General features: G+C 67.6%; 28 protein-coding genes and 1 pseudogene. 8 read left to right on the forward strand and 21 right to left on the reverse strand.

Translation table 11 applies throughout. The features are described from left to right. Positions 1-185 precede the first annotated feature (185 nt). Positions 186-386, forward strand: coding sequence for a hypothetical protein (locus ACP7A5_RS09615; RefSeq protein WP_426041713.1), 201 nt, complete (start codon positions 186-188; stop codon positions 384-386). Positions 387-446: 60 nt separating this feature from the next. Continuing rightward, entirely contained in the window at positions 447-953 is a 507-nt protein-coding gene (locus ACP7A5_RS09620) for a pyridoxamine 5'-phosphate oxidase family protein (RefSeq protein ID WP_426041714.1), read from the forward strand. 66 nt (positions 954-1,019) lie between these two features. Here the strand turns inward: ACP7A5_RS09620 and argF are convergent, their stop codons facing one another. From argF to ACP7A5_RS09645, 5 genes are all read right to left on the reverse strand, one after another. Continuing rightward, complete coding sequence (argF, locus tag ACP7A5_RS09625; RefSeq protein ID WP_426041715.1) at positions 1,020-1,934, reverse strand: ornithine carbamoyltransferase; 915 nt, start codon at positions 1,932-1,934, stop codon at positions 1,020-1,022. Positions 1,935-2,079: 145 nt separating this feature from the next. Next, positions 2,080-3,261 (reverse strand): aspartate aminotransferase family protein, encoded by a 1,182-nt coding sequence (locus tag ACP7A5_RS09630; RefSeq protein ID WP_426041775.1) that lies wholly within the window; start codon positions 3,259-3,261, stop codon positions 2,080-2,082. A 118-nt stretch (positions 3,262-3,379) separates the two neighbouring features. Continuing rightward, positions 3,380-3,760: a YkvA family protein gene (locus ACP7A5_RS09635; protein WP_426041716.1), complete on the reverse strand. Its 381-nt coding sequence runs from the start codon at positions 3,758-3,760 to the stop codon at positions 3,380-3,382. 32 nt (positions 3,761-3,792) lie between these two features. Then, positions 3,793-4,614: an ABC transporter permease gene (locus ACP7A5_RS09640; protein ID WP_426041717.1), complete on the reverse strand. Its 822-nt coding sequence runs from the start codon at positions 4,612-4,614 to the stop codon at positions 3,793-3,795. A gap of 40 nt (positions 4,615-4,654) precedes the next feature. Beyond that, positions 4,655-4,849, reverse strand: coding sequence for a hypothetical protein (locus ACP7A5_RS09645; RefSeq protein ID WP_426041718.1), 195 nt, complete (start codon positions 4,847-4,849; stop codon positions 4,655-4,657). 211 nt (positions 4,850-5,060) lie between these two features. Between ACP7A5_RS09645 and ACP7A5_RS09650 the strand changes: the two genes are divergently transcribed. Continuing rightward, positions 5,061-5,579: a GcrA family cell cycle regulator gene (locus ACP7A5_RS09650; RefSeq protein WP_426041719.1), complete on the forward strand. Its 519-nt coding sequence runs from the start codon at positions 5,061-5,063 to the stop codon at positions 5,577-5,579. Positions 5,580-5,772: 193 nt separating this feature from the next. Here the strand turns inward: ACP7A5_RS09650 and ACP7A5_RS09655 are convergent, their stop codons facing one another. The 3 genes from ACP7A5_RS09655 to apaG are packed head-to-tail and all read right to left on the reverse strand — an operon-like array spanning position 5,773 to position 6,902. After that, positions 5,773-6,153: a helix-turn-helix domain-containing protein gene (locus ACP7A5_RS09655; protein ID WP_426041720.1), complete on the reverse strand. Its 381-nt coding sequence runs from the start codon at positions 6,151-6,153 to the stop codon at positions 5,773-5,775. Positions 6,154-6,168: 15 nt separating this feature from the next. Then, positions 6,169-6,462, reverse strand: coding sequence for a type II toxin-antitoxin system HigB family toxin (locus tag ACP7A5_RS09660; RefSeq protein WP_426041721.1), 294 nt, complete (start codon positions 6,460-6,462; stop codon positions 6,169-6,171). A 35-nt stretch (positions 6,463-6,497) separates the two neighbouring features. Continuing rightward, entirely contained in the window at positions 6,498-6,902 is a 405-nt protein-coding gene (gene apaG / locus ACP7A5_RS09665; protein WP_426038161.1) for a Co2+/Mg2+ efflux protein ApaG, read from the reverse strand. Between the two features lie 89 nt (positions 6,903-6,991). On the opposite strand from apaG, the gene ACP7A5_RS09670 reads away from it, so the two are divergent. Next, positions 6,992-8,014, forward strand: a complete 1,023-nt coding sequence (locus tag ACP7A5_RS09670) for a 2'-deoxycytidine 5'-triphosphate deaminase (protein ID WP_426041722.1) — start codon at positions 6,992-6,994, stop codon at positions 8,012-8,014. A gap of 163 nt (positions 8,015-8,177) precedes the next feature. Here ACP7A5_RS09670 and ACP7A5_RS09675 read toward each other — a convergent pair whose 3' ends face one another. Then, positions 8,178-9,473: an MFS transporter gene (locus ACP7A5_RS09675; protein ID WP_426041723.1), complete on the reverse strand. Its 1,296-nt coding sequence runs from the start codon at positions 9,471-9,473 to the stop codon at positions 8,178-8,180. Then, positions 9,457-9,933: pseudogene (locus tag ACP7A5_RS09680) on the reverse strand (cupin domain-containing protein). Before ACP7A5_RS09680 ends, ACP7A5_RS09675 begins: the two are co-directional and overlap by 17 nt. Before the next feature lie 47 nt (positions 9,934-9,980). Between ACP7A5_RS09680 and dapE the strand changes: the two are divergent. Further along, the gene (gene dapE, locus ACP7A5_RS09685) at positions 9,981-11,165 is read left to right on the forward strand and encodes a succinyl-diaminopimelate desuccinylase (protein ID WP_426041724.1); all 1,185 of its coding nucleotides are present in this window, start codon (positions 9,981-9,983) and stop codon (positions 11,163-11,165) included. Here the strand turns inward: dapE and ACP7A5_RS09690 are convergent. The 3 genes from ACP7A5_RS09690 to ACP7A5_RS09700 all read right to left on the reverse strand — a co-directional run bounded on the left by ACP7A5_RS09690 (position 11,162) and on the right by ACP7A5_RS09700 (position 12,977). Further along, positions 11,162-11,386: a hypothetical protein gene (locus tag ACP7A5_RS09690; RefSeq protein WP_426041725.1), complete on the reverse strand. Its 225-nt coding sequence runs from the start codon at positions 11,384-11,386 to the stop codon at positions 11,162-11,164. The genes dapE and ACP7A5_RS09690 overlap by 4 nt on opposite strands. 38 nt (positions 11,387-11,424) lie before the next feature. Then, positions 11,425-11,574, reverse strand: a complete 150-nt coding sequence (locus ACP7A5_RS09695) for a hypothetical protein (RefSeq protein WP_426041726.1) — start codon at positions 11,572-11,574, stop codon at positions 11,425-11,427. Positions 11,575-11,657: 83 nt separating this feature from the next. Then, positions 11,658-12,977: an amidohydrolase gene (locus ACP7A5_RS09700; RefSeq protein ID WP_426041727.1), complete on the reverse strand. Its 1,320-nt coding sequence runs from the start codon at positions 12,975-12,977 to the stop codon at positions 11,658-11,660. Positions 12,978-13,069: 92 nt separating this feature from the next. Between ACP7A5_RS09700 and ACP7A5_RS09705 the strand changes: the two genes are divergently transcribed. Then, entirely contained in the window at positions 13,070-13,414 is a 345-nt protein-coding gene (locus ACP7A5_RS09705; RefSeq protein WP_426041728.1) for a hypothetical protein, read from the forward strand. Positions 13,415-13,602: 188 nt separating this feature from the next. On the opposite strand, the gene ACP7A5_RS09710 is transcribed toward ACP7A5_RS09705, so the two are convergent. Continuing rightward, positions 13,603-14,004 (reverse strand): SRPBCC family protein, encoded by a 402-nt coding sequence (locus ACP7A5_RS09710; RefSeq protein WP_426041729.1) that lies wholly within the window; start codon positions 14,002-14,004, stop codon positions 13,603-13,605. Between the two features lie 220 nt (positions 14,005-14,224). On the opposite strand from ACP7A5_RS09710, the gene ACP7A5_RS09715 reads away from it, so the two are divergent. Both ACP7A5_RS09715 and ACP7A5_RS09720 read left to right on the forward strand, forming a co-directional pair. Then, positions 14,225-15,520 (forward strand): MFS transporter, encoded by a 1,296-nt coding sequence (locus ACP7A5_RS09715; RefSeq protein WP_426041730.1) that lies wholly within the window; start codon positions 14,225-14,227, stop codon positions 15,518-15,520. 37 nt (positions 15,521-15,557) lie between these two features. After that, complete coding sequence (locus tag ACP7A5_RS09720; RefSeq protein WP_426041731.1) at positions 15,558-15,989, forward strand: SRPBCC family protein; 432 nt, start codon at positions 15,558-15,560, stop codon at positions 15,987-15,989. Between the two features lie 6 nt (positions 15,990-15,995). On the opposite strand, the gene ACP7A5_RS09725 is transcribed toward ACP7A5_RS09720, so the two are convergent. From ACP7A5_RS09725 to cpaB, 7 genes are read right to left on the reverse strand one after another with little or no spacing between them, the layout of a single operon-like run. Next, positions 15,996-17,015 carry a type II secretion system F family protein gene (locus ACP7A5_RS09725; RefSeq protein WP_426041732.1) on the reverse strand — a complete coding sequence of 340 codons (1,020 nt, stop codon included), beginning with the start codon at positions 17,013-17,015 and terminating at the stop codon, positions 15,996-15,998. 9 nt (positions 17,016-17,024) lie between these two features. Further along, entirely contained in the window at positions 17,025-18,005 is a 981-nt protein-coding gene (locus ACP7A5_RS09730; protein ID WP_426041733.1) for a type II secretion system F family protein, read from the reverse strand. Positions 18,006-18,011: 6 nt separating this feature from the next. Next, the gene (locus ACP7A5_RS09735) at positions 18,012-19,643 is read right to left on the reverse strand and encodes a CpaF family protein (protein WP_426041734.1); all 1,632 of its coding nucleotides are present in this window, start codon (positions 19,641-19,643) and stop codon (positions 18,012-18,014) included. Positions 19,644-19,646: 3 nt separating this feature from the next. Beyond that, the gene (locus ACP7A5_RS09740) at positions 19,647-21,161 is read right to left on the reverse strand and encodes an AAA family ATPase (RefSeq protein ID WP_426041735.1); all 1,515 of its coding nucleotides are present in this window, start codon (positions 21,159-21,161) and stop codon (positions 19,647-19,649) included. A gap of 6 nt (positions 21,162-21,167) precedes the next feature. Then, entirely contained in the window at positions 21,168-21,851 is a 684-nt protein-coding gene (locus tag ACP7A5_RS09745; protein WP_426041736.1) for a CpaD family pilus assembly protein, read from the reverse strand. An 8-nt stretch (positions 21,852-21,859) separates the two neighbouring features. Then, the gene (locus ACP7A5_RS09750; protein ID WP_426041737.1) at positions 21,860-23,416 is read right to left on the reverse strand and encodes a type II and III secretion system protein family protein; all 1,557 of its coding nucleotides are present in this window, start codon (positions 23,414-23,416) and stop codon (positions 21,860-21,862) included. Further along, entirely contained in the window at positions 23,413-24,354 is a 942-nt protein-coding gene (gene cpaB, locus ACP7A5_RS09755; protein WP_426041738.1) for a Flp pilus assembly protein CpaB, read from the reverse strand. The genes ACP7A5_RS09750 and cpaB overlap by 4 nt, the downstream gene beginning before the upstream one ends. Between the last annotated feature and the right edge of the window lie 69 nt (positions 24,355-24,423).

Genomic DNA, 24,423 nt, shown 5'->3' on the forward strand with positions numbered 1-24,423 from the left:
TAATCGCCCATATCCGGGGTGTAAACGTGTGGTTAACCCCAACATCTTGACGGTTGGCCAATCACCTGTGGATAGGCTCCGCCGCAACTCATTTCATCGCGCCGACGTGGTTAACGAGCGGTGAAGATTAAGACCCCGGTAAGGGTTCGCTTGCGCATCCGGGGACTTGCCGCCACATCGCGCCCATGTCGATGACCCTGACGCTCTCGCTGCTGGCCGGCGCCCTGATCGTGGCCGGTTTCGCCGGCTGGCGGGGCGCACGACCAAGCGACTTCCTGAAGCCGCGCATGGTGCCCTGGCGGTTCATCATGCTGCTGGCCGGAGCGCTGGCCTTCCTGCTGATGATCCACATTGGAACACTCATGGGCGTCACGCCCCGGACATGAGGCGGAACAGGCGCGCGGTCCGGCGGTTATCCTGCCGAACGCAAACCGCAGGAGCCCGACATGGCCGAAACACTCACCTCCGCCGAAGCCGAAAAAGAGTTCTGGAAGTCCCTGAAGGACTCCAACACCGGCCTGCTCGGCCTCGACCAGCCCGGCTATCACGCCCAGCCGATGACCGCCTTCCGCGAGGCCGAGACCGGCACGATCTGGTTCTTCACGCGCGACGACACCGATCTGGCGAAGGACGCCGGCGTCGGCGGCGGCCAGAGCGCCATGTTCCACTATGGCTCAAAGGACCAGAACACCTGGGCCTGCATCCATGGCGAACTGTCGGTGCAGGGGCAGGACCGCGAGATCATCGACCGCTTCTGGAACCCGGTGCTGGCCGCCTGGTATCCGGACGGCAAGGACGACCGACACCTGACCATCCTGCGTTTCGACGCCGACGACGGCCGGGTCTGGGTGTCGAAGGGCGGGCTGATCAAGTTCGCCTTCGAGATCGCCAAGGCCAACCTCACCAAGACCATCCCGGACGCCGGCGGGGTCGCGGACGTGAACCTGCAGTAGGCCCGTGCGGCGAAAAGACCAGGGCGCCGTTTCGCGACGGCGCCCTTTTTCATGTCGGCGATCGGCTCAGCTCGCGAAACACCAGGCCAGCACGGCCTTCTGGGCGTGGATGCGGTTTTCCGCCTCGTCCCAGACCAGGGAGCGCGGTCCGTCAATCACTGCGTCGGTGACCTCCTCGCCACGGTGCGCGGGCAGGCAGTGCAGGAAGACCGCGTCCGGATCGGCCAGATCCATCAGGGCCTCGTCGACCGTATAGCTCTCGAACGCCTGCAGGCGGGCCTCATAGTCGCTGTCGCCCATCGACACCCAGGTGTCGGTAATGACGACGTCGGCGCCTTTGACCGCATCGCGCGGATCCGAGGTCAGGCTGACGGCGTTCCCGCCCTTGGCCAGATCGTGCAGGTCGGGGTGATATTCGGCCGGGCAGGCCACGTTCAGGTGGAAGCCCAGCTTGGGCGCCGCATGCATGAAGCTGTGGCAGACGTTGTTGCCGTCGCCGATCCAGGCCAGCCTCTTGCCCTCGATCGGACCGCGCTGCTCCTCGATGGTCATGATGTCGGCCAGAATCTGGCACGGGTGCGAGCGGTCGGTCAGGCCGTTGACTACGGGCACGGTGGCGACCCGGGCGAAGCGCTCGACGTCCTCGTGGCTGTTGGCGCGGATCATCACAGCATCGACCATGCGCGACAGGACCCGCGCGGTGTCTTCGACCGGCTCCCCGCGCCCCAGCTGCATATCGCCGGCATTGGCGATGATGGAGTCTCCGCCCAATTGGCGGATGGCGGCGTCGAAACTGAAGCGGGTGCGGGTCGAGTTCTTCTCGAAGATCATCGCCAGCACGCGATCCTTCGCCGGGGCATCGGCATCGACCCAGCCCTGGGGCCTGCCCTTGCGGGCCGCCTTGCGGGCATGGGCGTCGTCGAGGATGGCGCGCAGCTCGGGCGCTTCCAGCCGGTGGATGTCGAGGAAATGTCTGACCATCTCTAAAACCCCGTGCATCCCCGCGAAGGCGGGGACCCAGTCCTTTTGTGAGGCACGGCGTCTGGGATGACGCTCACGCCCGATGTGAAAGTCCGATCGCCCAAAGGTCTGGGTCCCCGCCTTCGCGGGGATGATCGGAGTGAGGTCAGGCCGCCGCCTTGATCTTGGCCCGCGCGCCTTCGCAGGTGCGCTCCAGCCGTTCGACGGCGTCGCGCGCCTCGTCCAGCGTCAGGTTCAGGGGCGGCAGCATGCGCACGCAGTTGTCGCCGCCGCCGGCGATCAGCAGATGCTGCTCGTCGCGCGCCCAGCCCATGAACTCGCGATTGTTAGGGATCAACTTGAGCCCGATCAGCAACCCCTTGCCGCGCACGTCCTCAATCACGTCGGGGAAGCGTTCCTTCAGCCCGTGCAGCTGCTGCTTCAGATAGCCGGCGATCTCGTTGACGTTGCCCAGGATCTCGTCGGAGTTGATGGCGTTGAAGGCCGCCAGACCGACCGCCATGGCCAGGGGGTTGCCGCCGAAGGTCGAGCCGTGGGCTCCCACCGTCATGCCCTTGGCCGCCTCGGTCGTCGCCAGGCAGGCCCCGATGGGGAAGCCGCCGCCCAGGGCCTTGGCCACGGCCATGATGTCCGGGGCCATGCCGGCCCATTCGTGGGCCCACAGCTTGCCGGAACGGCCCATGCCGCACTGGACCTCGTCGAAGATGATCAGGACGCCATGCTCGTCGCACAGCTCACGCAGACCGCGCAGGCAGACGTCGGGCATGGCGCGACAGCCGCCCTCGCCCTGCACCGGCTCGACGATGATGGCGGCGGTGTTGGGTTCAGCGATCGCGGCCTTCAGCGCATCGTGATCGCCCCACTTCAGCTGGTGGAAGCCCTGCATCTTGGGCCCGAAGCCCTCGGTGTAGCTGGGATTGGCTGCAGCATTGATGGCCCCGTAGGTCCGGCCGTGGAAGGCCCCGTCGAAGCCGTAGATATCGATCCGCTCGGGCTGGCCATTGGCGGCGTGGTATTTGCGCGCCGTCTTGAGAGCGCACTCGACCGCTTCGGTGCCGGAATTGGTGAAGAAGACCACGTCCGCAAAACTGGCCTCAGTCAGGGCGTCGGCCAGTTCTTCCTGACCCGGGATCTTGAAGATGTTGGAGACGTGCCAGAGCTTCTCGGCCTGGGCCTTCACGGCCTCGACCAGCACGGGGTGGGCGTGACCCAGGCCGTTGGTCGAGATGCCCTGAACGCAGTCCAGATACTCGGTCCCGTCCGTGTCCCACAGGCGCGCGCCTCGCCCGCGATCCACTTCCAGCGGCGCGCGATTGTAGACACCCATCAAATGACCGGACACGGACAGACCTCCAGAAGAAACGAAGCCCCGGCGCGGGTGCGACGGGACTTTCAGCAGTCTGGCGTTGTCGGACGGGGGCGGGGGTTAGTCAACACCGGCCCCCTCAGCCATGACGATCCCATTGCAGGCGATAGAGCCACAGGCCACAGGCCACGACTGCCAGAACCCATACCGCCAGGATAAGCGCGCCAGCGACACGACTGGTCGGGCGCTCCAGCATCTCGACTGCTCTCGCCCGGTGCTCCTCCAGAATCGCGAAGGGCAGGAGGCGGATGACGGCGAGCAGGCCCAGTGGAACCAGGATCAGGTCGTCGACCATCCCGATCACCGAAATGAAGTCGGGGATGAGGTCGATGGGGGACAGCGCATAGGCGCTTACGGCCAGGGCGAGAAGCTTGATGGGCCAGGCCACCCTGGGATCGCGTCCGGCCAGATAGATCGCCACCACGTCGCGCTTGAGCCGAAGCGCCCAGTCACGGAGCACGGCCAGCACTCTTTGCGGGTGACCGCCCGTCGTCAGCTCTTCAGCCGCCAGCCGGACCTGAACACCATCCAGCAGGCTCCGGCCATGACGACGGTCAGGACGCCCGACATCACGACGCCAACCAGAAGGTTGCCCTCCGCGTGGCCGATGAAGCCGTAGCGGAAGCCGTCGATCAGATAGAAGAACGGGTTCCAGTGGCTGATGGCGGCGAACGGCTGCGGCAGGTTCTCGACCAGATAGAAGGCGCCCGACAGGAAGGTCATCGGCAGGACGACGAAATTCTGGACCGCAGACAGCTGATCGAACTTCTCGGACCACAGACCGGCGAGGACGCCGACCATCCCCATCAACAGCGAGGCGATCAGGCTGAAATACAGGATGGCCGCGATATGGGTCACCCCAAGCTTGGCGAACGGCATGACGCAGATCGCCGTGACCAGGCCGACCACGATGCCCCGGGTCGCGGCGCCGAGCGAAAAGCCGATCGTCAGCTCCAGCGGGCTCAGCGGGGGCGTCAGGAAGTCGGTCGAGGTGCCCATGATCTTGGCCTGGATGAGGCTTGAGGAGGCGTTGGCGAAGGCGTTGTTCAGGATCGCCATCATGATCAGGCCCGGCGCCACGAACTCGGCGAAGGGGGTGCCGTGCAACGGCGGCCGCGCGCCCTTCAGCGCCACGACGAAGACCAGCATATAGAGCAGGGTCGTCACCACCGGGGCGGCGACCGTCTGGGCTCCGACCTTCCAGAAGCGCCGGACCTCGCGCAGGTACAGGGTCTGCACCCCGATCCAGTTGACCCCGGCGTAGTGGCGCGGGGTCGGCAGGCAGGAGGGTCGGGTGGAGGCGAGATCGGTCATGGTCCGTCAGATGCGGCCGCGTGACACGACACGCAAGGGCTCAGGCGAGGGGGTTAACCCTGCGCCGCGCCTGGTCCGCCTCGGCGATCAGGCGCAGGCCCGAAATCTCGGCAGCGTCCGGCGTCATCGTGATAGCGATCTCCGGCGGATCCACGACCCGAACGCAGCCATGCCCAGCCAATGGAGCCAAAGGCTTGCGTGTGATCGGCGGGTCGGCGGCAGGCGTATCGGTCATGCAGCCTGAACCCGGCCTGACCACGCCTGTTCCGTATCGCGGCGCTTGCGACAGCTCAGCGAACACCGATTCAAGATGTAGTTCCTGTGGACGACTGATTCGCACATCTTGCGTCTGTTAAGGTCTCGTTTACGATTAGTGGTGGCTGACGAGACCCGGGAGGGGCTCCAGGCGCCAAATGTTGAATCAAAACTGTACCCCGGAGGGTGGCATGACCGCAGGCTGGACCGAAGATCGCGTCGGCGCGCTGAAGAAGCTGTGGCTCGAGGGGCAATCCGCCTCGCAGATCGCCAAACAGCTGGGCGGCGGCGTCACCCGCAACGCCGTCATCGGCAAGGTCCACCGCCTCGGCCTGTCGGGTCGCGCCACCCCGTCGCAGCCGGCGCGCACCGCCACCGCCTTCCGCCCGGCCCGTACGCGCACCACGCCCCCGGCCCAGCCGTCGGCGCCTCGGCGTATCGAGGCGGCACAGGCCGTGCTGCGCCCGGTCGTGACGACCCCCAGCTTGCCGGCCGTCGCCGAAATGCCCGGCACCGCCACGGTGATGACCCTGGGCGCCCACATGTGCAAATGGCCGATCGGGGACCCGTCCTCGACCGAGTTCAGCTTCTGCGGACGTCGCGCCTCGGAAGGCGTCTACTGCCAGGAACACGCCCGTGTCGCCTACCAGCCGCAGATGAAGCGCGGCGGCAAGGAAGAGCTGGCCCGCAGCCTGCGTCGCTACATCTAGCTAAGGGCGCTATCGCTCGCGACGCGGTCGCTCACTGCTTGAGCGCGGAGTGTCATCTCCGCAGAGACCCGTCGATTGTCATCCCCGCGAAAGCGGGGACGCATCCGCCTCGCCAGGTCCCTGGCGAGACCGGGGCGGGGCTGCGGTTATCCGGGTTGACGCAGCCCCCCACCCCCCTGCCGGCGCCATCGTTCTAGGCGGCCTGGGCCGTGCCGATCAGAGCCGCCGCCGGGATGCGCCATGCCGCGCTGATGGTGCGGATATGTTCGACGGATAGCCCGCGACGCCCGTTCAGAATTTCCGAAGCACGCGAACGGGATCCCAGAAGCGCGGCGAAGTTGGCCTGGGTGTAGCCACGCCCCTCCATCACAAGACGAATGACCTCGAGCGGGTTCGTGGCGGCGACCGACCAGCGGCGTTCCTCATAGGCTGCGATCACAAGTCCCAGCAGTTCGAAGCGATCCCCCTCCGGCGTGCCAGGCTCGGGCTCGGCGTCGAAGAACGCCTCGTAGGCGGCCAAGGCGGCGGCCAGTTGATCGTCATCATGGATGACGCGAACGGGGAAGGGGGTCATGGTCGCCTCTCCTCTTCAGACCGACGCCGGATCGATCCGGTCATACTCGGCATGGGTTCCGACAAACTTCACCAGCACCTGTTTGAACGGATAGGAAATCCGGACCACCAGCCGATAGTTGTTGCCGCCGATGTCGAAAATGACCCGGTTGTCACCGACGAAATCGACAGTATTGAAGTCGTCGCGCACCTCCTGCGGCGTCCGCCATTCTGCGGCTCGTGCAATGTCATACCACGCCGAAAGCGGCCCCATCGCCCGAGGATACCGGGTCCAGAACTCGACGAGCGTGCGACGCGCCACCACGTTCATACAAACACTCTAGCATGTTCCCGTTTCGGGAACAACTAGTTCAGAACCCGACCGCCCGGCACGTCCAGGCTGAAGGCGGGGATGACGGCCTCGAACGACCGGCCGGTGGCGTCGGTCATCATATAGGCCCCCTCCATCGATCCCGACGGCGTCGGGAGCGGGCATCCGGACGCATAGGAATAGCTGTCGCCCGGCGCGATCAGGGGCTGTTCTCCAACTACGCCCGGGCCGCGCACCGTCTCGACATGACCCGTGGCGTCGGTGATGACCCAGCGGCGCGCCATCAGCTGCACCGCCTCGGGGCCGTGGTTTTCGATCTCCACCTGGTAGGCCCAGACCCAGCGACGCTCGTCCGGATCGGACTGGCCGGCCAGATAGCTGGGCCGAACGCGCACGATGACGCCCTGGGTTTCAGCCACATAGGGTGCGGTCTCATGCATGACCCATCGTCGCCCGGAGCCGGGATCGTGGCAAGCGTGGTCGCCCAACCCGCTATTTCTGGCGGCAATCCCTGTGTATGCCGTTCTCCATGACTCTTGAATTCCCCACGCCGGGCATCCTGCCGGCCCAGTCCATCGAGGCCCTGATCGCCGCCGGAGCAATCAGATCGGCCACGCCCTGGGACGCCGACCAGGTCCAGCCGGCCAGTCTCGACCTGCGCCTGTCCGACCGCGCCTGGCGCGTGCGCGCTTCCTTCCTGCCGGGCCGCCGACTGGTGTCCGAGCGGATCGCTGACGTCGAGATGCACCCGATCGACATGAGCAACGGCGTCGTTCTGGAAAAGGGCTGCGTCTACATCGCCGAGCTTCAGGAACGGCTGAACCTGCCCAAGGGCCTGATCGCGCGCGCCAATCCGAAGTCCTCGACCGGCCGCGTCGATGTCTTCGTGCGCCTGCTCACGGATCGTGGCGGCGCGTTCGACGATGTCGACGAGGGCTACGAAGGACCGCTGTATCTGGAGATCGCGCCTCAGACCTTCTCCATCCTGGTGCGCCCCGGCACCCGGCTGAACCAGCTACGCCTGAAGGCCGGGGAGCCGCCGAAGCTGGAGACCCGCAGCGTCGGCGTCGACCTGCAGACCGGCGACATCGTCGGCTTCCGCGGCCGTCGTCACGCCGGCGTCGTCGATCTCGACAAGATCGACGGCCACGACCCGAAGGATTTCTGGGAACCGCTGACCCTGCGTCGCGGTGAACTGCTGCTGGACCCGGGCGAGTTCTACATCCTGGCCTCGAACGAAGCGGTCGAGATCCCGGTCATGCAGGCCGCCGAGATGACCCCGATCGACCCTTCGGTCGGCGAATTCCGCGTCCACTACGCCGGCTTCTTCGACCCTGGCTTCGGCACCGACGAGGCTCACGGCGCGGGCTCGAAAGGGGTGCTGGAGGTCCGCACCCACGACACGCCGTTCCTGCTGGAACACGGCCAGATCGTCGCCCGACTGGTCTATGAACCGCTGACCGAACGCCCCTCACGCCTCTACGGCGAGGGCGGCAGCCACTATCAGCGGCAGGGGCTGAAACTGTCGAAGCACTTCAGGGCGTGGGGGTGAGACCCAGCCCTCTCCCTCCCCCTCGGGGGAGGGTCGTCGCGTAGCGACGGGGTGGGAAGGGCCGGCGACGCGGACACCGTCGACAGGGATTGCCTCGCCGCCCCCACCCGGTCTCCGCTGCGCTCCGACCACCCTCCCCCGAGGGGGAGGGAGACGTTCGAGCTCAAACCAGCTTGTCGGCCTTCCGCAGACTTGGGAACAGTTTCGCCCACACGCCCGTCGCCGCCAGCGCTCCCACGCCGCCGAAGACGGCCGCGCCGATCGGCCCGAGGAACCGCACCATCACCCCGGAATAGGCCTCGCCCAGTTCGTTCGACGCGCCGATGAACAGCATCGACACCGACGACACCCGCCCGCGCATGTGATCCGGCGTCGACAGCTGGATCAGGGTCTGGCGGATGTTGACGCTGACCATGTCCGCCATGCCGCCGATGAACAGGGCCGCGGCCGAGATCCAGACGACCTTCGACAGGCCGAAGACGATGGTGCAGACGCCGAACACCGCGACCGAGGCGAACATCAGCATGCCGCCGCGTCCCGGGATCGGATAGCGGGCCAGAACCAGGGCCATCAGGAAGGCCCCGCCGCCGAACGAGGCCCTCAGCAGGCCGAACCCTTCCGGTCCGACATGCAGGATGTCGCGTGCGAAGATCGGCGTCAGCAGGGCCACGCCGGCAAACAGCACCACGATCAGGTCGAGCGAGATCGCTCCCAGCACGATCTTCGTGCTCCAGACATATTTCAGCCCGTCCTTCACCGCCTCCCAGCGGTCGCCCGCGGCCTCGACCTGCGTCGGCTTGCCGCTCGTCCTGATGATCAGGAAACAGATCAGGGCGACCGCGAACAGGGCCAGCGACACCGCATAGGCCAGCGGCACGTTCACGCCGACGATGACCCCGCCCAGGGCCGGCCCCGCTATGGCCCCGGTCTGGAAGGCGATCGACTGGGCCGCGATGGCGCGCGGCAGGGCGGCGCGCCCGACCACCATCGGCAGATAGGCCTGGCTGGCCGGGGCGAGGAAGGCCCGCGACGCCCCGAACCCCACGGCCACGGCCAGCAGTCCCCACAGCGGCGGATTGCCGTGAATCGCCATGGCCAGGAACGACAGGGCGCAGGTCCCCTCGGCCAGGATGGCGAGGATCACCGTGCCCCTCCGATCGCGCCGGTCCGCCATCTCCCCGGCCGGCAGGGTCAACAGCAGCAAGGGGATGAACTGCGCCAGCCCGACGAGGCCGAGATAGAGGCTGGCCTGTTCGATCGGATGGTCGCGGCGTGCGATCTCATAGACCTGCCACAACAGGGCCGAGGACTGGATCTGGATCGCCAGCACCGCCGCGAGCCGGCCCAGCCAGATCAAACGGAAATCGTTGATGGCCCAGGGATTGGTCCCGTGGGCGGCCAGCGCAGCCTCGGCGTTGGGCTTGGTGATCGGCTCGGGCGCCTCAGGTGCGTCGGTCATGTTTCGGGTAAGGCGTTCCGTCTCGGTGGAAATAACGGTCCGCGCCCAGGGGCAGGACCATGTCGATGTCGGGATAGTCGGCCCCGTCGCCGCCGGGGGCGCGCGTCCCGACTTCCAGCAGAACCGCCTCGGCGCCCGACCGGTTCTCGATCTTGTGGCCGTTCGGCACGCCCGCCTTGAAGCCCGCACAGTCGCCGGCCTTCAGCACCGTCTCGCCGTCCTCCTAGATCAGGACCACCTCACCCGACAGGACCCAGACGAACTCGTCCTCGGTCGCATGCCAGTGGCGCTGCGACGACCAGGCCCCGGCCGGAAGCCGCAGCAGGTTGACCCCGAACTGATCCAGCCCGGCCGCGTCACCCAGCTTCCAGCGACGGCGCGGCTTGCAGGGCCCGGCGAACTCTTCCGGATAGGCGGTCCCGTGACCGATCGGTGCGGCATCGAGGTCGATCTTCGGCATGGCGGTCCCCTTTCCGGCTGCACGCGATCTCCCTAAAGCATAGCCGTATGGGCGCAGCATCAACTCCTGTCATCGATCCTGTCGAACTGACCCGTGATCTGATCCGCAGGCCGTCCGTCACGCCCGCCGACGCGGGCGCCATGGACACCCTTCAACGCGTGCTCACCGACCTCGGCTTCACCTGCCGTCGCATGGCCTTCGAGGGGCCGGGCGGCGAGGGCAGGGAGGCGCGGATCGAGAACCTGTACGCCCGGCGCGGAACGGGCTCGCCCAACCTCTGCTTCGCCGGCCACACCGACGTCGTCCCGACCGGCGAGGCCGCCGCCTGGTCGTCCGGCCCGTTCGAGGCCGAGGTCAGGGACGGCATCCTCTATGGCAGGGGCGCCGTGGACATGAAGGGCGGTATCGCCGCCTGGGTCGCCGCCGTGTCGCAGGTCCTGGCCGAGGGCGAACCGGCAGGCTCCCTCTCCTTCCTCATCACCGGCGACGAAGAGGGCCCCGCGCTGCACGGCACCAAACGGGTGGTCGAAACCCTGATGGCCGAGGGCGAGGTCATCGACGCCTGCGTCGTCGGCGAACCGTCGTCGCAACAGCAGCTGGGCGACATGATCAAGATCGGCCGCCGCGGCTCGCTGAACACCTGGATCACCGTCCACGGCAAACAGGGCCACGTCGCCTATCCTGCCCGGGCCGCCAATCCGGCCCCCGTGCTGGTGCGCCTGCTGGCCGCGCTCGACGCCCATGTGCTCGACACGGGCTACGAAGCCTTCCAGCCGTCGAACCTGGAGATCACCACCATCGACATCGCCAATCCGGCGACGAACGTCATCCCGGCGGAGGCCCGCGCGCGGCTCAATATCCGCTTCAACCCGGCCCAGACCGGCGACGGCCTGATCGACTGGCTGAACCGCGAGGCGGGGCGGGTCCAGGCCGAAACCGGCCTGCAGATCACCCTGGACCACATGTGCTCGGGCGAGGCCTTTCTGACGCCGCACGGCCCGTTTGTGACGGCGGTGCAGGACGCGGTGGAGGCCTCGACCGGCGTGCGCCCGGAAGCCTCCACCACGGGCGGCACGTCGGACGCCCGTTTCATCCGCGTCCTGTGTCCGGTCCTTGAGCTGGGCCTCGTCGGCCAGACCATGCATCAGGTCGACGAGCGGGTTCCGGTCGCCGAGCTCGAAGCCCTGACCGCGACCTATCGCCGGGTCATCAAGGCGGTTCTGGCCGGCTAGTTCAGCGACCCGGTCGGCGTCGCAGCCATCAGCGCCAATCGGGCGATACGGCGGTCCATGTCGGCGACCGAAGCCTCAAGTCGCGCCTTTTCCGACGCCATATCAACGGGCGTACCGTCCTCATAGAGGATCTGCGCGCCCTGCTGGATCAGGTTCAGGCGATGGATCGCCGTGTCGCGCGCGGCCTTGAAGCGTTCCAGTTCGGTGTCGGAGGAGGTCATTGGCCTCCCCTCGCCGCCCCTGCGCCGCAGGTCAAGCTTCAGGCGAGGACCGCCGCCGCGTGATTCATCATCACCACCACGCCGCCCATCGTCGCGAGGAAGGAGGCGAGGAAGAAGCCGGTCTCTCGCCAGAGCTGGCGTCGAGGCATCGGCTCGATGGCGGGAAGATGGAAGTTCAGGATCCTCATGGTCGCTCTCCGGCGTGACCCACGGAGGTTGCGCCCGGTTCGTTGAACGATTGTGCACGAAGGTGGCGAACGCGCCGTTGACCCTATTCCCGTTCCAGGAAGCGCAGGGCCGAGAGGGCATGGGTTTTCACACCGAGCACCAGCACATCCTCGTTGACGTCGAACCGGGGCGAGTGGTTCGGCGCGGCCGTCGCCGGATCGACGCCGTCGGCGGTCCCGCCAAGGTGGTAGAAGACGCCCGGGACCTCGTTCTGGAAGTAGGAGAAGTCCTCCGCCACCGTCGTCGGCGGCGCCGCCGGGTTGACGTTGCCCTCGCCCGCAGCCTCGGTCAGGACCGGGGCCAGCCAGGCGGACAGCTCTTCATTGTTGAACACCAGGGCGGCGTTCTGGCGGATCGAGAAGTCGGCGGTCGCGCCATAGGCTTCGGCGACGTGGTCGATGGCGGCCTCGGCCCGCTTCACCAGATCGTCGCGCTGGGCCACGTCGAAGGTGCGCAGCGTGCCCGACATCACCGCCTCGTCCGGAATGATGTTGTAGCGGACGCCCGCCTGGACCGTGGCGATGGTGAAGACGGTCGGCGTGGCCGTCGGATCGATGGTCCGGGCCGTCAGGGTGTTCACCGTCTGGATCACCTGTCCCGCCACGGCGATGACGTCGACGCCGCGCCACGGCCAGGCGCCGTGCGTCTGGCGCCCATGCAGGGTGATGTCGACCCGGTCCGACGCGGCCATGAAGCCCTGCGGTCGATAGAAGACCGTCCCCGCCCGGCCCGGCACGACATGCAGGCCGAAGATGGCCTCGACCTTCGGGTTCTCCAGAGCCCCGTCCTGGATCATCAGCCGGGCGCCGCCCAGCGGCTCTCCCGGAGGCACCCCCTCCTCCGCCGGCTGGAAGAGGAAGACGACGGTCCCCGAGAACCGGTCTTTCATCCCGCTCAGCACGCGCGCAGCGCCCAGCAGCATGGCGATGTGGGCGTCGTGACCGCAGGCGTGGGCCACCGGCACAGTCTGGCCCTGATAGGTCCCCGTCGCGGTCGAGGCGAACGGAAGACCCGTCGCTTCCAGCACGGGCAGGGCATCCATGTCGGCGCGCAGGGCGACGACGTGCTGCGGCCCGGATCCCGTCCCGCGCAGGACGCCGACGACGCCGGTGCGTCCCACGCCCTCGCGCACCTCCATCCCCATCTCGCGCAGGTGTTCGGCGACGAAGGCGGCGGTGCGGGTCTCGGCCAGGCCGAGCTCCGGATGGGCATGCAGGTCGCGGCGCCAGGCGATGACATCCGCCTCGATCCCTTGCGCCGCCGTCGCGATGTCGGCGGCGGGCACGGTCTGGGCGAAGGCGGGAGCCGCGAGGAGCGTGAGGGCGGCGGCCCAGAAAACGGAGTGCGCGGCGATACGGATCATGAAAGCTCCCGGGAAGGTGCGGGATGATGACGGTGTCGCGCCCGCCGACGCAAGCGCCTTGCGTCACGCCGCTCGTTGACCGACATCAGGTCATGGCCATCAAGACCTCCAGGACGAAATGGCGCGACGTCGTCCTGGTCTGCAAGAAATGCCAGAAGAAGCTCGACGGCGGCTTCGGCCCGCACGGCGACAAGAGCCTGAAGAAGGCGCTGAAGAAGTATCTGAGGCCCGGCGACGGCAAGGGGCGCAAGGCGGAGCTGGCCGTGATCGAGACGGCCTGTTTCGATGTCTGTCCGAAGAATGCGGTGGTCGCCATCAACGCGGCGAACCCCAAGGCCCTGCTGATCGTCCCGGTCGGCGCCGACCTGTTCGAGGTCAAGGCGCGGCTGGGACTGGATGACGGGCGACGATTGAAGCCGACGCTGACGGTGGTTTAGTGAGCCCTCTCCCCTTGTGGGAGAGGAAGATCGCGCACGGCGGCGTAGCCGTCGTTCTTGCGCGGTCGGGTGACGGGTCCCACCGACCTGGACCAGCAAGCCCGCCCTGGTCCAGCCGCCCGCGTGACCCCTCATCCGTCAGCCTTCGGCTGCCACCTTCTCCCGCAAGGGGAGAAGGAATTGAGCCATTAGCCCGCCGCCTTCTCCATCGCGGCTTTGATTGCGTCGGCGCCCGCGTTCATCATGCCTTCGATGCGCGCCTTGGGCTCCGCCGGCAGGAAATCGACGACCCAGACGAACCGGCATCGGTCCTCGCCTTCAGGCACGACGGTATTCGAGGCGCTGTGGTGTTCGAACAGATCAGCGAGGATCGAATAGACGATGCGGCGATGGTCGTCGTCGATGGCGATCAGCCGCTCGCGCATGACCAGGCCGCCGTCGAAGGTGACGGTGCGGACGTCGCCCTCGACCAGCGTGTCCAGGATGAAACCCGGCGCAACCCGGGTGTGCAGCGCCCCGAAATCGCGCAGCCGGTCCCAGACGAAGTCCGCCGACGCCTCGATGACCCGCTCGATGTGAATGGTGGCCATGTCCGTCTCCCCGTTCAATGCGAACGTGATTGAAGCGTCGCCCGAAGTCTCGCGGCAATCGGACGGCATCGCCCAATTCTCCCCCATCGGGGGAGGTGGCTTGAAGCGAAGCGCAGAGACGGAGGGGGCTCGTCGCAAGCGACGCCGCCTGGGGCCAGCCCCCTCCACCACTTCGTGGTCCCCCTCCCCCGATGGGGGAGGATTAGGCTATGCATCTCGAATGTCGCCTCGCTCTCCCGCCTTCATGATCCTGTTCGTCGTCAGCCTGATCGCGACGGCGGGGAACATGGGGCTGCAGTCGGTGCTGCCGGCGATCGGGCGCGAGTTCCATCTGGCCGACACCCTGGTCGCCGGCGCCTTCGCCATCTCGGCCCTGATGTGGACGTTGACCTCGCCGTTCTGGGCGCGCTGGTCGGACAGTATCGGGCGCAAGAAGGTCATCCTGATCGGCCTGACAGGCTTCGTCGTCTCGATGACCGGCTTCGGGCTGGCGGCGACCTCCGGCATCGAGGGCTGGCTGGGCGCCGGCGTCGCCTTCATCCTGATGGCGACGGCGCGGACCATCTACGGCGTGTTCGGCTCCGCATCTCCCATTGCCTCCCAGGCCTATGTCGCCGACCGCACCACCCCGGAGCAGCGAACCCAGGCCATGTCTCTGCTGGCCTCGGCCCAGGGCCTGGGCACGGTGATCGGGCCGGTGCTGTCGCCCTTCTTCATCCTGCCGCTCGTGGGGCTGGCGGGACCGATGTACGTCTATGCCCTCGTCGGCGTGGTCGTGCTGCTGGTCGTCTGGTTCAAGCTCCCGAGCGGCGAGGTGATCCGCACCCCCTCGCCCAGCGGGCGACGCGGCGGCGCCGCCAGGGGCCTGTGGCGCGACCCGCGTGTGCGCGACTTCCTGCTGTTCGGCCTCTTCATCACGGGGGCCCAGGCGGTCAATATCTCGGTCCTGGGTTTCCACATCATCGACGAGTTCGCGGCCACCGGAATGGAGGCCCGCCAGGCCCAGCCCTTCATCGGTCTGGCCATGTTCGCGGGCGCCCTGGCGACCCTGATGGTGCAATGGGGACTGATCCCCCTGCTCAAGATGCAGCCGCTCCAGCTGATGCGTTGGGGGGCGATCCTGGCCCTGGTCGGCAACCTGATGACGATCGCGGCCCCGGCCTATTTCGGCGTCGTCGTCGGCTATGCCGTGGTGTCGATGGGCGTCGGTTTCGCCCGGCCGGGCTTCACTGCGGGCGCCTCGATCGCGGTGGGGCCGCACGAGCAGGGGGCCATCGCCGGGCTGATGATGTCGCTGGCGGGGCTCAGTTTCCTGGTGCCGCCGGTCGTCGGGGTAGCGCTGTACGAGCTGGTCGAGTGGGCGCCGTTCGCAGCCAACGCAGCCTTGCTGGCGGCGGGCGTCGCCCTGGCCTACCTCAGCCCGGTGCTGCGCTACGATCCGACCCCGGGCGTCGAGGACAACCCCCCGCCCGACGCGCCGCCCGCCTCACAGCCGGGGCCGGAGGGCAACCGTTAGCCTTGCGTCCGGGCGGGAGGCTTGCGAAATCACGACCATGAACTTCAAGATCGAGAAACGCGTCGGCGTCCGCGCCCCTTCCGACAGGATCTGGGAGGTCATCGCCGACCTGCCGGGCTGGGACCAGTGGAACCCGATAGAGACAGGCGTCAGCGGAACCATCGCCTTCGGCGGCGTGATCAATCTGACGGAACGCATCGAAGGCCAGCCGAAGCGTCAGGTCACCGGTCGCGTCGCCGACTGGCAGCCGAACGCCCAACTGGTCTGGACCGAGAAGCGCGGCTGGCTGTTCAACGTGGTCCGCTACTACGAGATCGAGGAGCTCGAGCCCGGCAGCTGCATCATCGCCAACGGCTTCATCTTCTCCGGCTTCCGCGGCGAAGGCTTCCACGACAAGCACAAGAAGACGATCCGCACCGCCTGCGAAGCCATCGGCGAGGCATTGAAGCTGAAGGTCGACAGCCTGTAGGCGGACCTACTTCTCCGCGCTCTGCTCGGCGCGGGGCACGTCCCTGGCCGCATTCGAGGCCATGGTGTCCTGGATCTTGATGATGGCCGGACCCAGGATGACGGTGAACAGCACCGGCAGGAAGAACAGGATCATTGGCACCGTCAGCTGGGCCGGCAGGGCCGCAGCCTTCTTCTCCGCCGCCGACAGGCGCAGATCCCGGTTTTCCTTGGCCATGGTCCGCAGCGCGGACCCGAGAGGCGTGCCGTACTGTTCGGCCTGGACCATTGCCGTGGCGACGGCGCGGACGCCCGGATGGTTGGTGCGTTTGGCCAGGCCCTCATAGGCCATGCGGCGTTCGGGCAGGTAGCTGAGCTCGGCGGACAGCAGGCTGAGTTCCTCGGCCAGGGCTATGGAGGTGGTGCCGATCTCCTGGGCCACCTTCACGATCGCGGACTCGATCGACATCCCCGCCTCGACGCAGATCAGCATCAGGTCGAGCGCGTCGGGAAAGGCCTGCATGATCGACGTCTTGCGCTTGGCGATCACGTTCTGGAGGAACATGTTCGGGGCGTAGAACCCGGCCATGGCGCCCGCCATCACGATCGCCACCTTGACCATCAACGGCTGGCCGAAGTCGTTGATGAAGAAGATGTAGACCCCCGCCAGCAGGAAGCCGACGAAGGGCGAGGCGAAGCGGAAGAAATAGAAGGTCGTCAGCGGCCGCGGCCCGCGGAAGCCGGCCTGGGCCATCTGCTCGACGACCTTGGGGTCCTCCAGCATCTTGGTCAGGTTCAGCCGGTCGACGACCCGCTTCTTGAAGCCGTCGTCGGTATGGCGCAGACCGCCCTGCCCGCCGGCGATGGCCTGACGCGACCGGCGCTTCAGCTCGTCGCGGCGCACGGCGACCGCCTTCATCCTTCTTTCCAGGGCCACGCCGCTGCCCATTCCGCCCAGCAGGGTCAGGATGGTGGCGAAGACCAGCACGGCGACCGCCAGGCTGATGAGGTTCACCGGCTCGACGATGGCGCGCATGATGGATTCCATCTCGCCCTCCTAGAACTTGAACGAGATCATGCGCTTCATCACGAAAATGCCGATCGCCATCCAGGTGGCTCCGCACAGCAGCATGATCTGGCCGCGGAAGTCGGTGAACATCAGCAGCATGTAGCTGGGCGTCGTGATCGAGACGAGGATCATGACCACGGGCGGCATGGAGCCGATGATGCCCGCCGAGGCCACCGCCTCGGACGACAGGGCCTTGATCTTTTCGCCCATCATCCGGCGCGCACGCAGCACGGTCGAAAGGTTGCCCAGCGCCTCGGCCAGGTTGCCGCCGGTCTTCTGCTGGATGGCGATGACGATGGCGAAGAACTTCAGCTCCGGCGTCGGTATCCGCTCGTACATCCGGTCCAGGGCCTGGGCGAGCGTCAGGCCGACGCCCAGCCCCTCGACCAGCTTCTGGAATTCGGGACCGAGCGGCGCGGGGCTCTCCCTGGCGATGATCTTGAAACAGTCGTGCACCGGCAGGCCGGTCTTGATGCCGCGCACGATAACGTCGACGGCGTTGGGGAATTCGGCTGCGAACTTCTTCATCCGGCTCTTGCCGATGAAGCCGACGACCCAGCGCGGCAGGCCCAGACCGGCGACCAGGCCCGCGCCCAGAGCGACGAAGACGTTCGGCCCGAACAGGAGCGCCAGCAGGAAGACGATGACCCCGGCGGCGACGCTGATGATCGTGAAGGTCCTGATCGTCAGGGCCAGGCCGGCGTGCTTCAGTTTGGCCGCCATCGTCATGCGGGCCTTGCGCTCCTGGCGGTCGGCCTCCTTGAGTTGAAGCTCGATGGCCTTGCGTCGGGCTTCGGGCGTATTGGCCTCCGCCTTCGCGGCTTTGGCGCGGGCGTTGCGCGCCGAGGGAGAGGTGAATCCTTCAGCGCGCTTCAGGGCCTGGGCGCTGGAATCATCGCCGCCGACGAAGGCCCAGCCGAGGCCGCCGATGGTGATGAAGGCCAGGACGGCTGCGAGGATGGGAAGCATGGCCGCCTACTCCGCCGCGTCGAGGGCTTCCGCCAGCTCGCGCTCAAGGCCGTAATAGCGGGCCCGGTCCCAGAAGCGGGGGCGGGCGATGCCGGTCGAACGGTGACGGCCGACGATCTTGCCGTTCTCGTCCTCGCCGGTGATCTCGTAGACGAACAGGTCCTGGGTCACGATGACGTCGCCTTCCAGCCCCACCACCTCGGTGATGTGGGTGATGCGGCGCGAGCCGTCGCGCAGGCGCGCGGCCTGGATGATGACGTCGACCGAGCCGACGATCATCTCACGGATGGTCTTGGACGGCAGGCCGTAGCCGCCCATGGTGATCATCGATTCCATCCGGCTGATGGCTTCGCGCGGGGAGTTGGCGTGCAGCGTGCCCATGGAGCCGTCGTGGCCGGTATTCATCGCCTGCAGCAGGTCGAAGGCTTCCGGACCACGGACCTCGCCGACGATGATCCGTTCCGGGCGCATCCGCAGGCAGTTCTTCACCAGGTCGCGCATGGTGATCATGCCCTGGCCTTCCAGGTTGGGCGGCCGGGTCTCCAGACGCACCACGTGCGGCTGCTGCAGCTGCAGTTCGGCGGCGTCCTCGCAGGTGATAACCCGCTCTGTCGGGTCGATGAAGGCGGTCAGGGTGTTGAGCAGTGTCGTCTTGCCCGAACCCGTCCCGCCCGAGATGACGATGTTGCAGCGGCAGGCGCCGATGACGCCCAGGACACGGGCCCCTTCCGGGCTGATGGAGGCGTACTCCACCAGGTTCTTCATCGTCAGCTTGTCTTTTTTGAACTTCCGGATCGTCAGCGTCGGGCCGTCGATGGCCAGCGGCGGGGCGATGACGTTGACGCGGCTGCCGTCCGGGAGGCGAGCGTCGCAGATCGGGGAGCTCTCGTCCACGCGGCGGCCGACCTGGCTCACGATCCGCTGGCAGATGTTCATCAGCTGGGTGTTGTCGCGGAAGCGGACGTTGGTCAGCTGGACCTTGCCGTTGACCTCGATGAACACCCGGCCGGCGCCGTTGACCATGATGTCGGCAATGTCGTCGCGGCCCAGCAGCGGCTCCAGCGGACCGTAACCCAGGACGTCGTTGACGATGTCCTGGACCAGGTGCTCCTGTTCGGCCACCGACATGGAGACGTTCTTGATCGCCACCAGCTCGGCGACGATGTCGCGGATCTCTTCCGACGCGGCCTTGGTATCGAGTTGCGCCAGCTGGGCCAGGTCGATGGTATTCATCAGCGCGTTGAAGATCGTCGTCTTCGTGGCGTGGTAGTAGTCGCTCTGCTCGCGGACGATCTCGGCGACCGCCTGGGCCTTCTTCAGCTGTTCGAAGCCGGGGGTCGCCTTGGGGCCGGGTCCGGCGTTCGGCGGCGGCGCGGCGGCCGGCCTGGGCCGCGCGGCCAGCGCATCAAGACGATCGGCGGCGGGCGACGGCGGGGCGGATGCCGCCCGTCCGGAGGTGTGGGCGAACCCGGTCTCCGCCGGCGGGGCATCGGCGGAATAGGCGAAGGCCTGGGTCTGCTGGCCCTGGTCCGGTTGGGGCGGCAAGGCGTCATCGAACGCCTCGGCCGGCTGGGGCGCAGGCGCGGGCCGGGGCTGGGTCGCTACCCCGCCGGGCTGGGATGTACGCTTTCCGAACACCCGTCAGGTCTTCTTCTTGAACAGGCCGGAGAACATCGACTTCTGTTCGCCTTTCGGCGCCTTGCCGGGCCCCGCGATCATCGGCAATTCGCGGCGCGAGACGATCTGGGCCAGGGTCTGGAAGGCCTCGGCCGCCTTGGACCTGGCCCCAGCGTCGAGAATCATCTGGCCATTGTTGGCCGCCATGCCGAACAGCTTGGCGTCGAACGGAATCGACAGGCTGGGATGGATGCCGAGGGCCGCGCCGAAGTCCTTTGCCGGGATTTCCGGGCGGCCCGGAACGCCGACCTGATTCAGCACCAGCCGGGGCGGCGCGTCGTTCGGACGACCCGAACGGATCAGGTCGATTATGTTCTTTGCGTTGCGCAGGCTGGCCAGATCCGGCGTCGCCACGACCACGACCTCATCGGCCGAGATCAGGGTCTTGCGCATCCAGCCGGTCCAGATGTGCGGCAGGTCCAGGACCACGAAGGGCGCGGTGCCGCGGATCCGGGCGGTGACTTCCTCGAAGGCGTCGGGCGAGATGTCCCAGTCCGTGTCCAGGGTCGCGGGCGCAGCGAACAGCGACAGCTTGTCGGTGCAGCGGACCATCATCCGGTCAAGCAGAACGGCGTCCAGCCGGTCGGGCTGGCCCAGGGCGTCGGCCACGCCCGACAGCGGGTCCTGGTTGAAGTCGAGGCCGGCGGTGCCGAACGGCAGGTCGTAGTCGACGATGACCGTGTTGGCCCCGATCCGCTCCGACATCGCATAGGCGGTGTTGTGCGCCACGGACGAAGCCCCCGCCCCGCCTCGCGCGCCGACGAAGGCGATCGAGCGACCGACGAACGGCTGGGCGGGGTCGGAGAAAAGCCCGCCGATCGCGGCGATCAGTTGCAACGGCTGGACCGGGGCGACCAGATATTCGCTGACGCCCCGCTTCATCAGCTCGCGGAACAGGATGATGTCGTTGGTCGCGCCGATAACGACGACCTTGGTGCCCGCGTCGCACACCTCGGCCAGGCGGTCGACCTGCCACAGCAGGGCCTGGGGATCCTCGAGGCATTCGACGATGATCAGGGGCGGCGTCGGCTCGTGCGAATAGGCGTCCAGGGCGCCCGGGATGCCGCCGACTCGGATCTGGGTCGTGGCGCGGGACATGCGCCGGTCCTGGCCGGCGCGCTCTGCGGCGGCCAGGGTGTCCTGACGCTCGGCGAAGACGTGGATGGCGATGCGCGGAACCGTGACCTCGTTCTGCAGCCCGGAGAACTGGGGCGCGAAGGCGGCGGAGGCGCCGGCCACCAGTTCGCCGACCGGGTTGTAGCCCGGCGCGGGGCCGGGTCCCGAAGCCATCGGCAGGCCGGGATGGGCCACGACCGCCCCTGCAGGAGGCGGAGCGCCGGCCGGAGCGGTAAACTGCAACGGCTCGCGCGGATTGATATCGGCGTCCGGCGACGGCGCGGCGGCCGGCATGAAGTCGAGATCGGCGTCGAACTCGTCGTCGAGGTCGTCAAAAGGGCGGGAGGCGGAGGCATTGGTCATGTCGCGTCAGTCCACCGCATTCGAGACGCGTCCGCGATCCACTAGCGTCTCACGCACCGCCGCCGCCTGTTCGCCCGCGCGGTAGTGGTCGATGACCACCGAGCGTCGCGTCGCGTCGGCCGGAGTCATGGTTCGCGGCGTCACGATGTCGCGCGGATTGGCGATCTGGGCCGCGAGGTTGGCGTTGACCGCGCAGCCGAAGTTCGCACTGCCGGCGTTGTTGCCGGTCCGTGCGAGATTGGTCCACGATTGGCCGCACTGGGGCACCACGGCGCGGACGGTGTCGAACCCGACCAGCACCGGCGCCCGGGGGTCCGGTGCAAAATAGGTCACGATCCTGACCTGATAGGCGGGCACGCCCGCCGCCTCCAGTGCACCCTTGATGCTCCAGGCGGCGGCCGAGGCCACAGGGTCGTCGCCCGACGGCGCCTCGATCGTCAGCAAGGGCGCGCCCTCGGCGGCGAAGCGATTAACCATGTCGCGCAAGGCCAAGGCCTGATTTTCCGACAGACCCGTCTCGTGCACAGCCAGTGCCACCCGATCGACGCCCGGCTCGACCTGCAGGGCGAAGCGCGATGTGGGGTTGATGGGCGTGGGGCCGAGGCCTTCGGCCGGCGCGCCCATACAGCCCGACTGGGCGACGGCGATCGCGGCGGCGAAAAACAGGCTGCTGGTCATGGTACGGGTCATGGGCTCGCTCACTCGATCACATAGCCCACCGGACCCTGCCAACCGGCGGAGCCCGAGTTGGTCGGAGCCGGCGAACCGTAGGCCTGGTTCAACTGGCCGAAGAAGATGGTCTGGGCGTCGGTTGCGATCCGCAGGCCGTCGGCCGGGGTCTGCAGGCGATCACGCGAAGTCGGGTTGACGATGAAGGGCTCGACGATGATCGCCAGCTCGGTCTCGCCTGACAGGTAATCCCGCGACCGGAACAGCTGGCCTAGGATCGGCAGGGCGCCTATGCCGGGGAGGCCGTCGATCGTCTGACGTGTCTCTTCCTGCAGCAGTCCGGCGATCATCATGGAGCCGCCCGACGGGATCTCGACGGTGTTCTGCACGCGACGCACGTTCAGGCCTGCGATGGCGAGTGACGATGCCGTACCGGCACCAAGGATGATGCCGCCGGTCTGGGTCAGCTCCGAGACCTCCACATTGATCTGCAGCGAGATCCGGCCGCCCGACAGGACCACGGGCCGGAACGCCAGGTTCACGCCATACGGCTTGAACTCGATGGTGACATTGCCGTCGCGGTCGCGACCCGTCGGAACGGGATATTCGCCGCCGGCCAAGAAACTTGCGCTCTCGCCATTGACCGAGGTCAGGTTCGGTTCGGCCAAGGTGCGGATAAGCCCCACCCGCTCGAAGGCCTTGATAGTGGCGTTTCCGCGGTTCAGCCCATCGTCCCCGACGGTCTCGCGGGCGGTGGCCGTGTCCCAGTTCTCTATGTTGTAGCGATTGTTGGGGCCGTCGATGACGCCATAGCAGGTGCCGGTCACGCCGGGCGAGCAGGGGATGACCAGTTGGGGCTGGAACCGCGTGTCGCGGCTGATCCCGCTGGTAAGCCCGCCCAGCAGGCTCCCGTTCGTCGCGAAGTTCGCGGCCTGTCCGAGCATGAACTGGGCATCGCCGACTCGGCCCAGAACCGCATTGGTGTCGAAGCCCAGTTGCTTGATGGCGTCTCGCTGAACCTCGACCACCCGGACACGCAGAGTGACCTGGTCGGACTCGGCCACGGTCATCATGTTCAGCACCTTCTCCGGCGCCGAGACGAAGGCGCGGGCGACCGAGACGATCCGTTCGGCCTCGGCGGTGCTGGTGACCATGCCGGTCAGGATGATGCTGTCGTTGACCGCCTCGGCGTGGACCTGGGCCCCCGGAGCGATGCGGCTGAGCGTGTCCTGCAGGGCCGAGGTGCCGGCGTCCACGCGGACGCGCAGGGTCAGGATCTGGCGGCCGGCGGCGTCAAGGAAGACCGCGTCGGTTTCGCCGGGCGCGATGCCGATGATGGTGATGCGGCGTGGCGAATGCACATTGGCCTCGGCCACGGTCGGGTTCGACAAGATGACGTCCCGCGCATCGGCGGGAAGGTCGACGGCGAAGGAGGTGCCGCGCGGCAGGTTGACCAGCTGCGGACCGGAACCCGCCGCGACCGTCTGGCGCGCGCCATAGGTCTGGGCCGTCGCGGGAGCGGCGGCGCCTGCGGTGACGAGGGCGGCGCAGGCCAGGGCGACGAAACGGTTCACAGAGGCGGTCATTGGACGCTCACCACTTCGGGTTCTCCGCCGCGGAAGATGCGGACCGTAGCGGGACGACTGGCGACCGGCGTCCGGGCCGCCGGACCCACGCGACCCGAGGGCCCGGCGGTGTCGGCATAGGACCGCAGGGTCAGCGAAAGAATGCCGGCCGCCTTGGCCAGGGCGAGGGTCTCGGTGTCGCTGGGCGCGATCTCCAGGGTGGCGGTGGCGCCGACCACGGCCTGCTGGTCGTCCTCGGCGCGGGTCGACTGGTCGATGGCCAGGACCTTGACGTTCTGCAGCACCAGACGACTGGCGAACTTGGCCTGGTTCGGAGCATCGTCCGAGCCGCGTTCCAGCTCGACGGTGACGAGCACGTCGACCCGGTCGCCCGGCAGGATGAAGCCGCCGGCGGCGGTCTCGGTCGACACGGCGACGGCCATGGCCCGCATGCCGGGCTCCAGATAGGCGGCCATGTAGCCGCTGTCGCCGGCGCGGACGATCTTGCGGCCCACGATCGGCTCACCGGCCAGGATCGGTTCGCGAACGACCGACCCGAAATATTCCGACTTGGCTCCGCCGCCGGTCAGCGCCTCGGCGGCGCGGGTGACGCGGGCGACCGTGCCCTCGGGCTTGTCTTCTTCCTCGGCTTTGGCGGCCTCGCCCTCGGCGGCGGCGGCTTCAGCCTGGGGCACGGGGACGGATCCGTCGGTGATGAAGGCGGGATTGACCTCGTCGGCGGGCCAGTCCTTCCATTCCAGGTCGGCGTCGGTGAGCCGTTGACCGGGCGCCAGATCACGCGCGGCGACCAGGACCTTGGCCATCGGTCGCGCGGGTTCGGCTGCTGCAGCAACAGCCGCAGGCTCGCCAGAGGACGATCCCATGGCGCGCACGACCAGGGCCAGACCGATGGCGGCCACGGCGGCGATGCAGATGACGGCGATACGGGCGGGCTTCATCGACGGTCTCCGGCGAGACCGGGCCCGAATCGTGGCTCCTGCGGTCTACCGTTAACGACCATGGCGGTC

The organism is Brevundimonas sp. TWP2-3-4b1, from assembly GCF_049897665.1.
Taxonomy (GTDB): Bacteria; Pseudomonadota; Alphaproteobacteria; order Caulobacterales; family Caulobacteraceae; genus Brevundimonas; species Brevundimonas subvibrioides_B.

What these genes read in the sequence shown, in the direction of transcription:
- ACP7A5_RS09655 (WP_426041720.1), bottom strand. Translation starts at nt 6,153, where the DNA reads ATGACCCCCTTCCCCGTTCGCGTCATCCATGATGACGATCAACTGGCC.
- ACP7A5_RS09660 (WP_426041721.1), bottom strand. Translation starts at nt 6,462, where the DNA reads ATGAACGTGGTGGCGCGTCGCACGCTCGTCGAGTTCTGGACCCGGTAT.
- dapE (WP_426041724.1), top strand. Translation starts at nt 9,981, where the DNA reads ATGGGCGCAGCATCAACTCCTGTCATCGATCCTGTCGAACTGACCCGT.
- apaG (WP_426038161.1), bottom strand. Translation starts at nt 6,902, where the DNA reads ATGCATGAGACCGCACCCTATGTGGCTGAAACCCAGGGCGTCATCGTG.
- ACP7A5_RS09615 (WP_426041713.1), top strand. Translation starts at nt 186, where the DNA reads ATGTCGATGACCCTGACGCTCTCGCTGCTGGCCGGCGCCCTGATCGTG.
- ACP7A5_RS09630 (WP_426041775.1), bottom strand. Translation starts at nt 3,261, where the DNA reads ATGGGTGTCTACAATCGCGCGCCGCTGGAAGTGGATCGCGGGCGAGGC.
- ACP7A5_RS09745 (WP_426041736.1), bottom strand. Translation starts at nt 21,851, where the DNA reads ATGACCCGTACCATGACCAGCAGCCTGTTTTTCGCCGCCGCGATCGCC.
- ACP7A5_RS09645 (WP_426041718.1), bottom strand. Translation starts at nt 4,849, where the DNA reads ATGACCGATACGCCTGCCGCCGACCCGCCGATCACACGCAAGCCTTTG.
- argF (WP_426041715.1), bottom strand. Translation starts at nt 1,934, where the DNA reads ATGGTCAGACATTTCCTCGACATCCACCGGCTGGAAGCGCCCGAGCTG.
- ACP7A5_RS09695 (WP_426041726.1), bottom strand. Translation starts at nt 11,574, where the DNA reads ATGAGGATCCTGAACTTCCATCTTCCCGCCATCGAGCCGATGCCTCGA.
- ACP7A5_RS09675 (WP_426041723.1), bottom strand. Translation starts at nt 9,473, where the DNA reads ATGACCGACGCACCTGAGGCGCCCGAGCCGATCACCAAGCCCAACGCC.
- ACP7A5_RS09715 (WP_426041730.1), top strand. Translation starts at nt 14,225, where the DNA reads ATGTCGCCTCGCTCTCCCGCCTTCATGATCCTGTTCGTCGTCAGCCTG.
- ACP7A5_RS09650 (WP_426041719.1), top strand. Translation starts at nt 5,061, where the DNA reads ATGACCGCAGGCTGGACCGAAGATCGCGTCGGCGCGCTGAAGAAGCTG.
- ACP7A5_RS09670 (WP_426041722.1), top strand. Translation starts at nt 6,992, where the DNA reads ATGACTCTTGAATTCCCCACGCCGGGCATCCTGCCGGCCCAGTCCATC.
- ACP7A5_RS09640 (WP_426041717.1), bottom strand. Translation starts at nt 4,614, where the DNA reads ATGACCGATCTCGCCTCCACCCGACCCTCCTGCCTGCCGACCCCGCGC.
- cpaB (WP_426041738.1), bottom strand. Translation starts at nt 24,354, where the DNA reads ATGAAGCCCGCCCGTATCGCCGTCATCTGCATCGCCGCCGTGGCCGCC.
- ACP7A5_RS09705 (WP_426041728.1), top strand. Translation starts at nt 13,070, where the DNA reads ATGGCCATCAAGACCTCCAGGACGAAATGGCGCGACGTCGTCCTGGTC.
- ACP7A5_RS09740 (WP_426041735.1), bottom strand. Translation starts at nt 21,161, where the DNA reads ATGACCAATGCCTCCGCCTCCCGCCCTTTTGACGACCTCGACGACGAG.
- ACP7A5_RS09750 (WP_426041737.1), bottom strand. Translation starts at nt 23,416, where the DNA reads ATGACCGCCTCTGTGAACCGTTTCGTCGCCCTGGCCTGCGCCGCCCTC.
- ACP7A5_RS09720 (WP_426041731.1), top strand. Translation starts at nt 15,558, where the DNA reads ATGAACTTCAAGATCGAGAAACGCGTCGGCGTCCGCGCCCCTTCCGAC.
- ACP7A5_RS09690 (WP_426041725.1), bottom strand. Translation starts at nt 11,386, where the DNA reads ATGACCTCCTCCGACACCGAACTGGAACGCTTCAAGGCCGCGCGCGAC.
- ACP7A5_RS09725 (WP_426041732.1), bottom strand. Translation starts at nt 17,015, where the DNA reads ATGGAATCCATCATGCGCGCCATCGTCGAGCCGGTGAACCTCATCAGC.
- ACP7A5_RS09710 (WP_426041729.1), bottom strand. Translation starts at nt 14,004, where the DNA reads ATGGCCACCATTCACATCGAGCGGGTCATCGAGGCGTCGGCGGACTTC.
- ACP7A5_RS09700 (WP_426041727.1), bottom strand. Translation starts at nt 12,977, where the DNA reads ATGATCCGTATCGCCGCGCACTCCGTTTTCTGGGCCGCCGCCCTCACG.
- ACP7A5_RS09730 (WP_426041733.1), bottom strand. Translation starts at nt 18,005, where the DNA reads ATGCTTCCCATCCTCGCAGCCGTCCTGGCCTTCATCACCATCGGCGGC.
- ACP7A5_RS09620 (WP_426041714.1), top strand. Translation starts at nt 447, where the DNA reads ATGGCCGAAACACTCACCTCCGCCGAAGCCGAAAAAGAGTTCTGGAAG.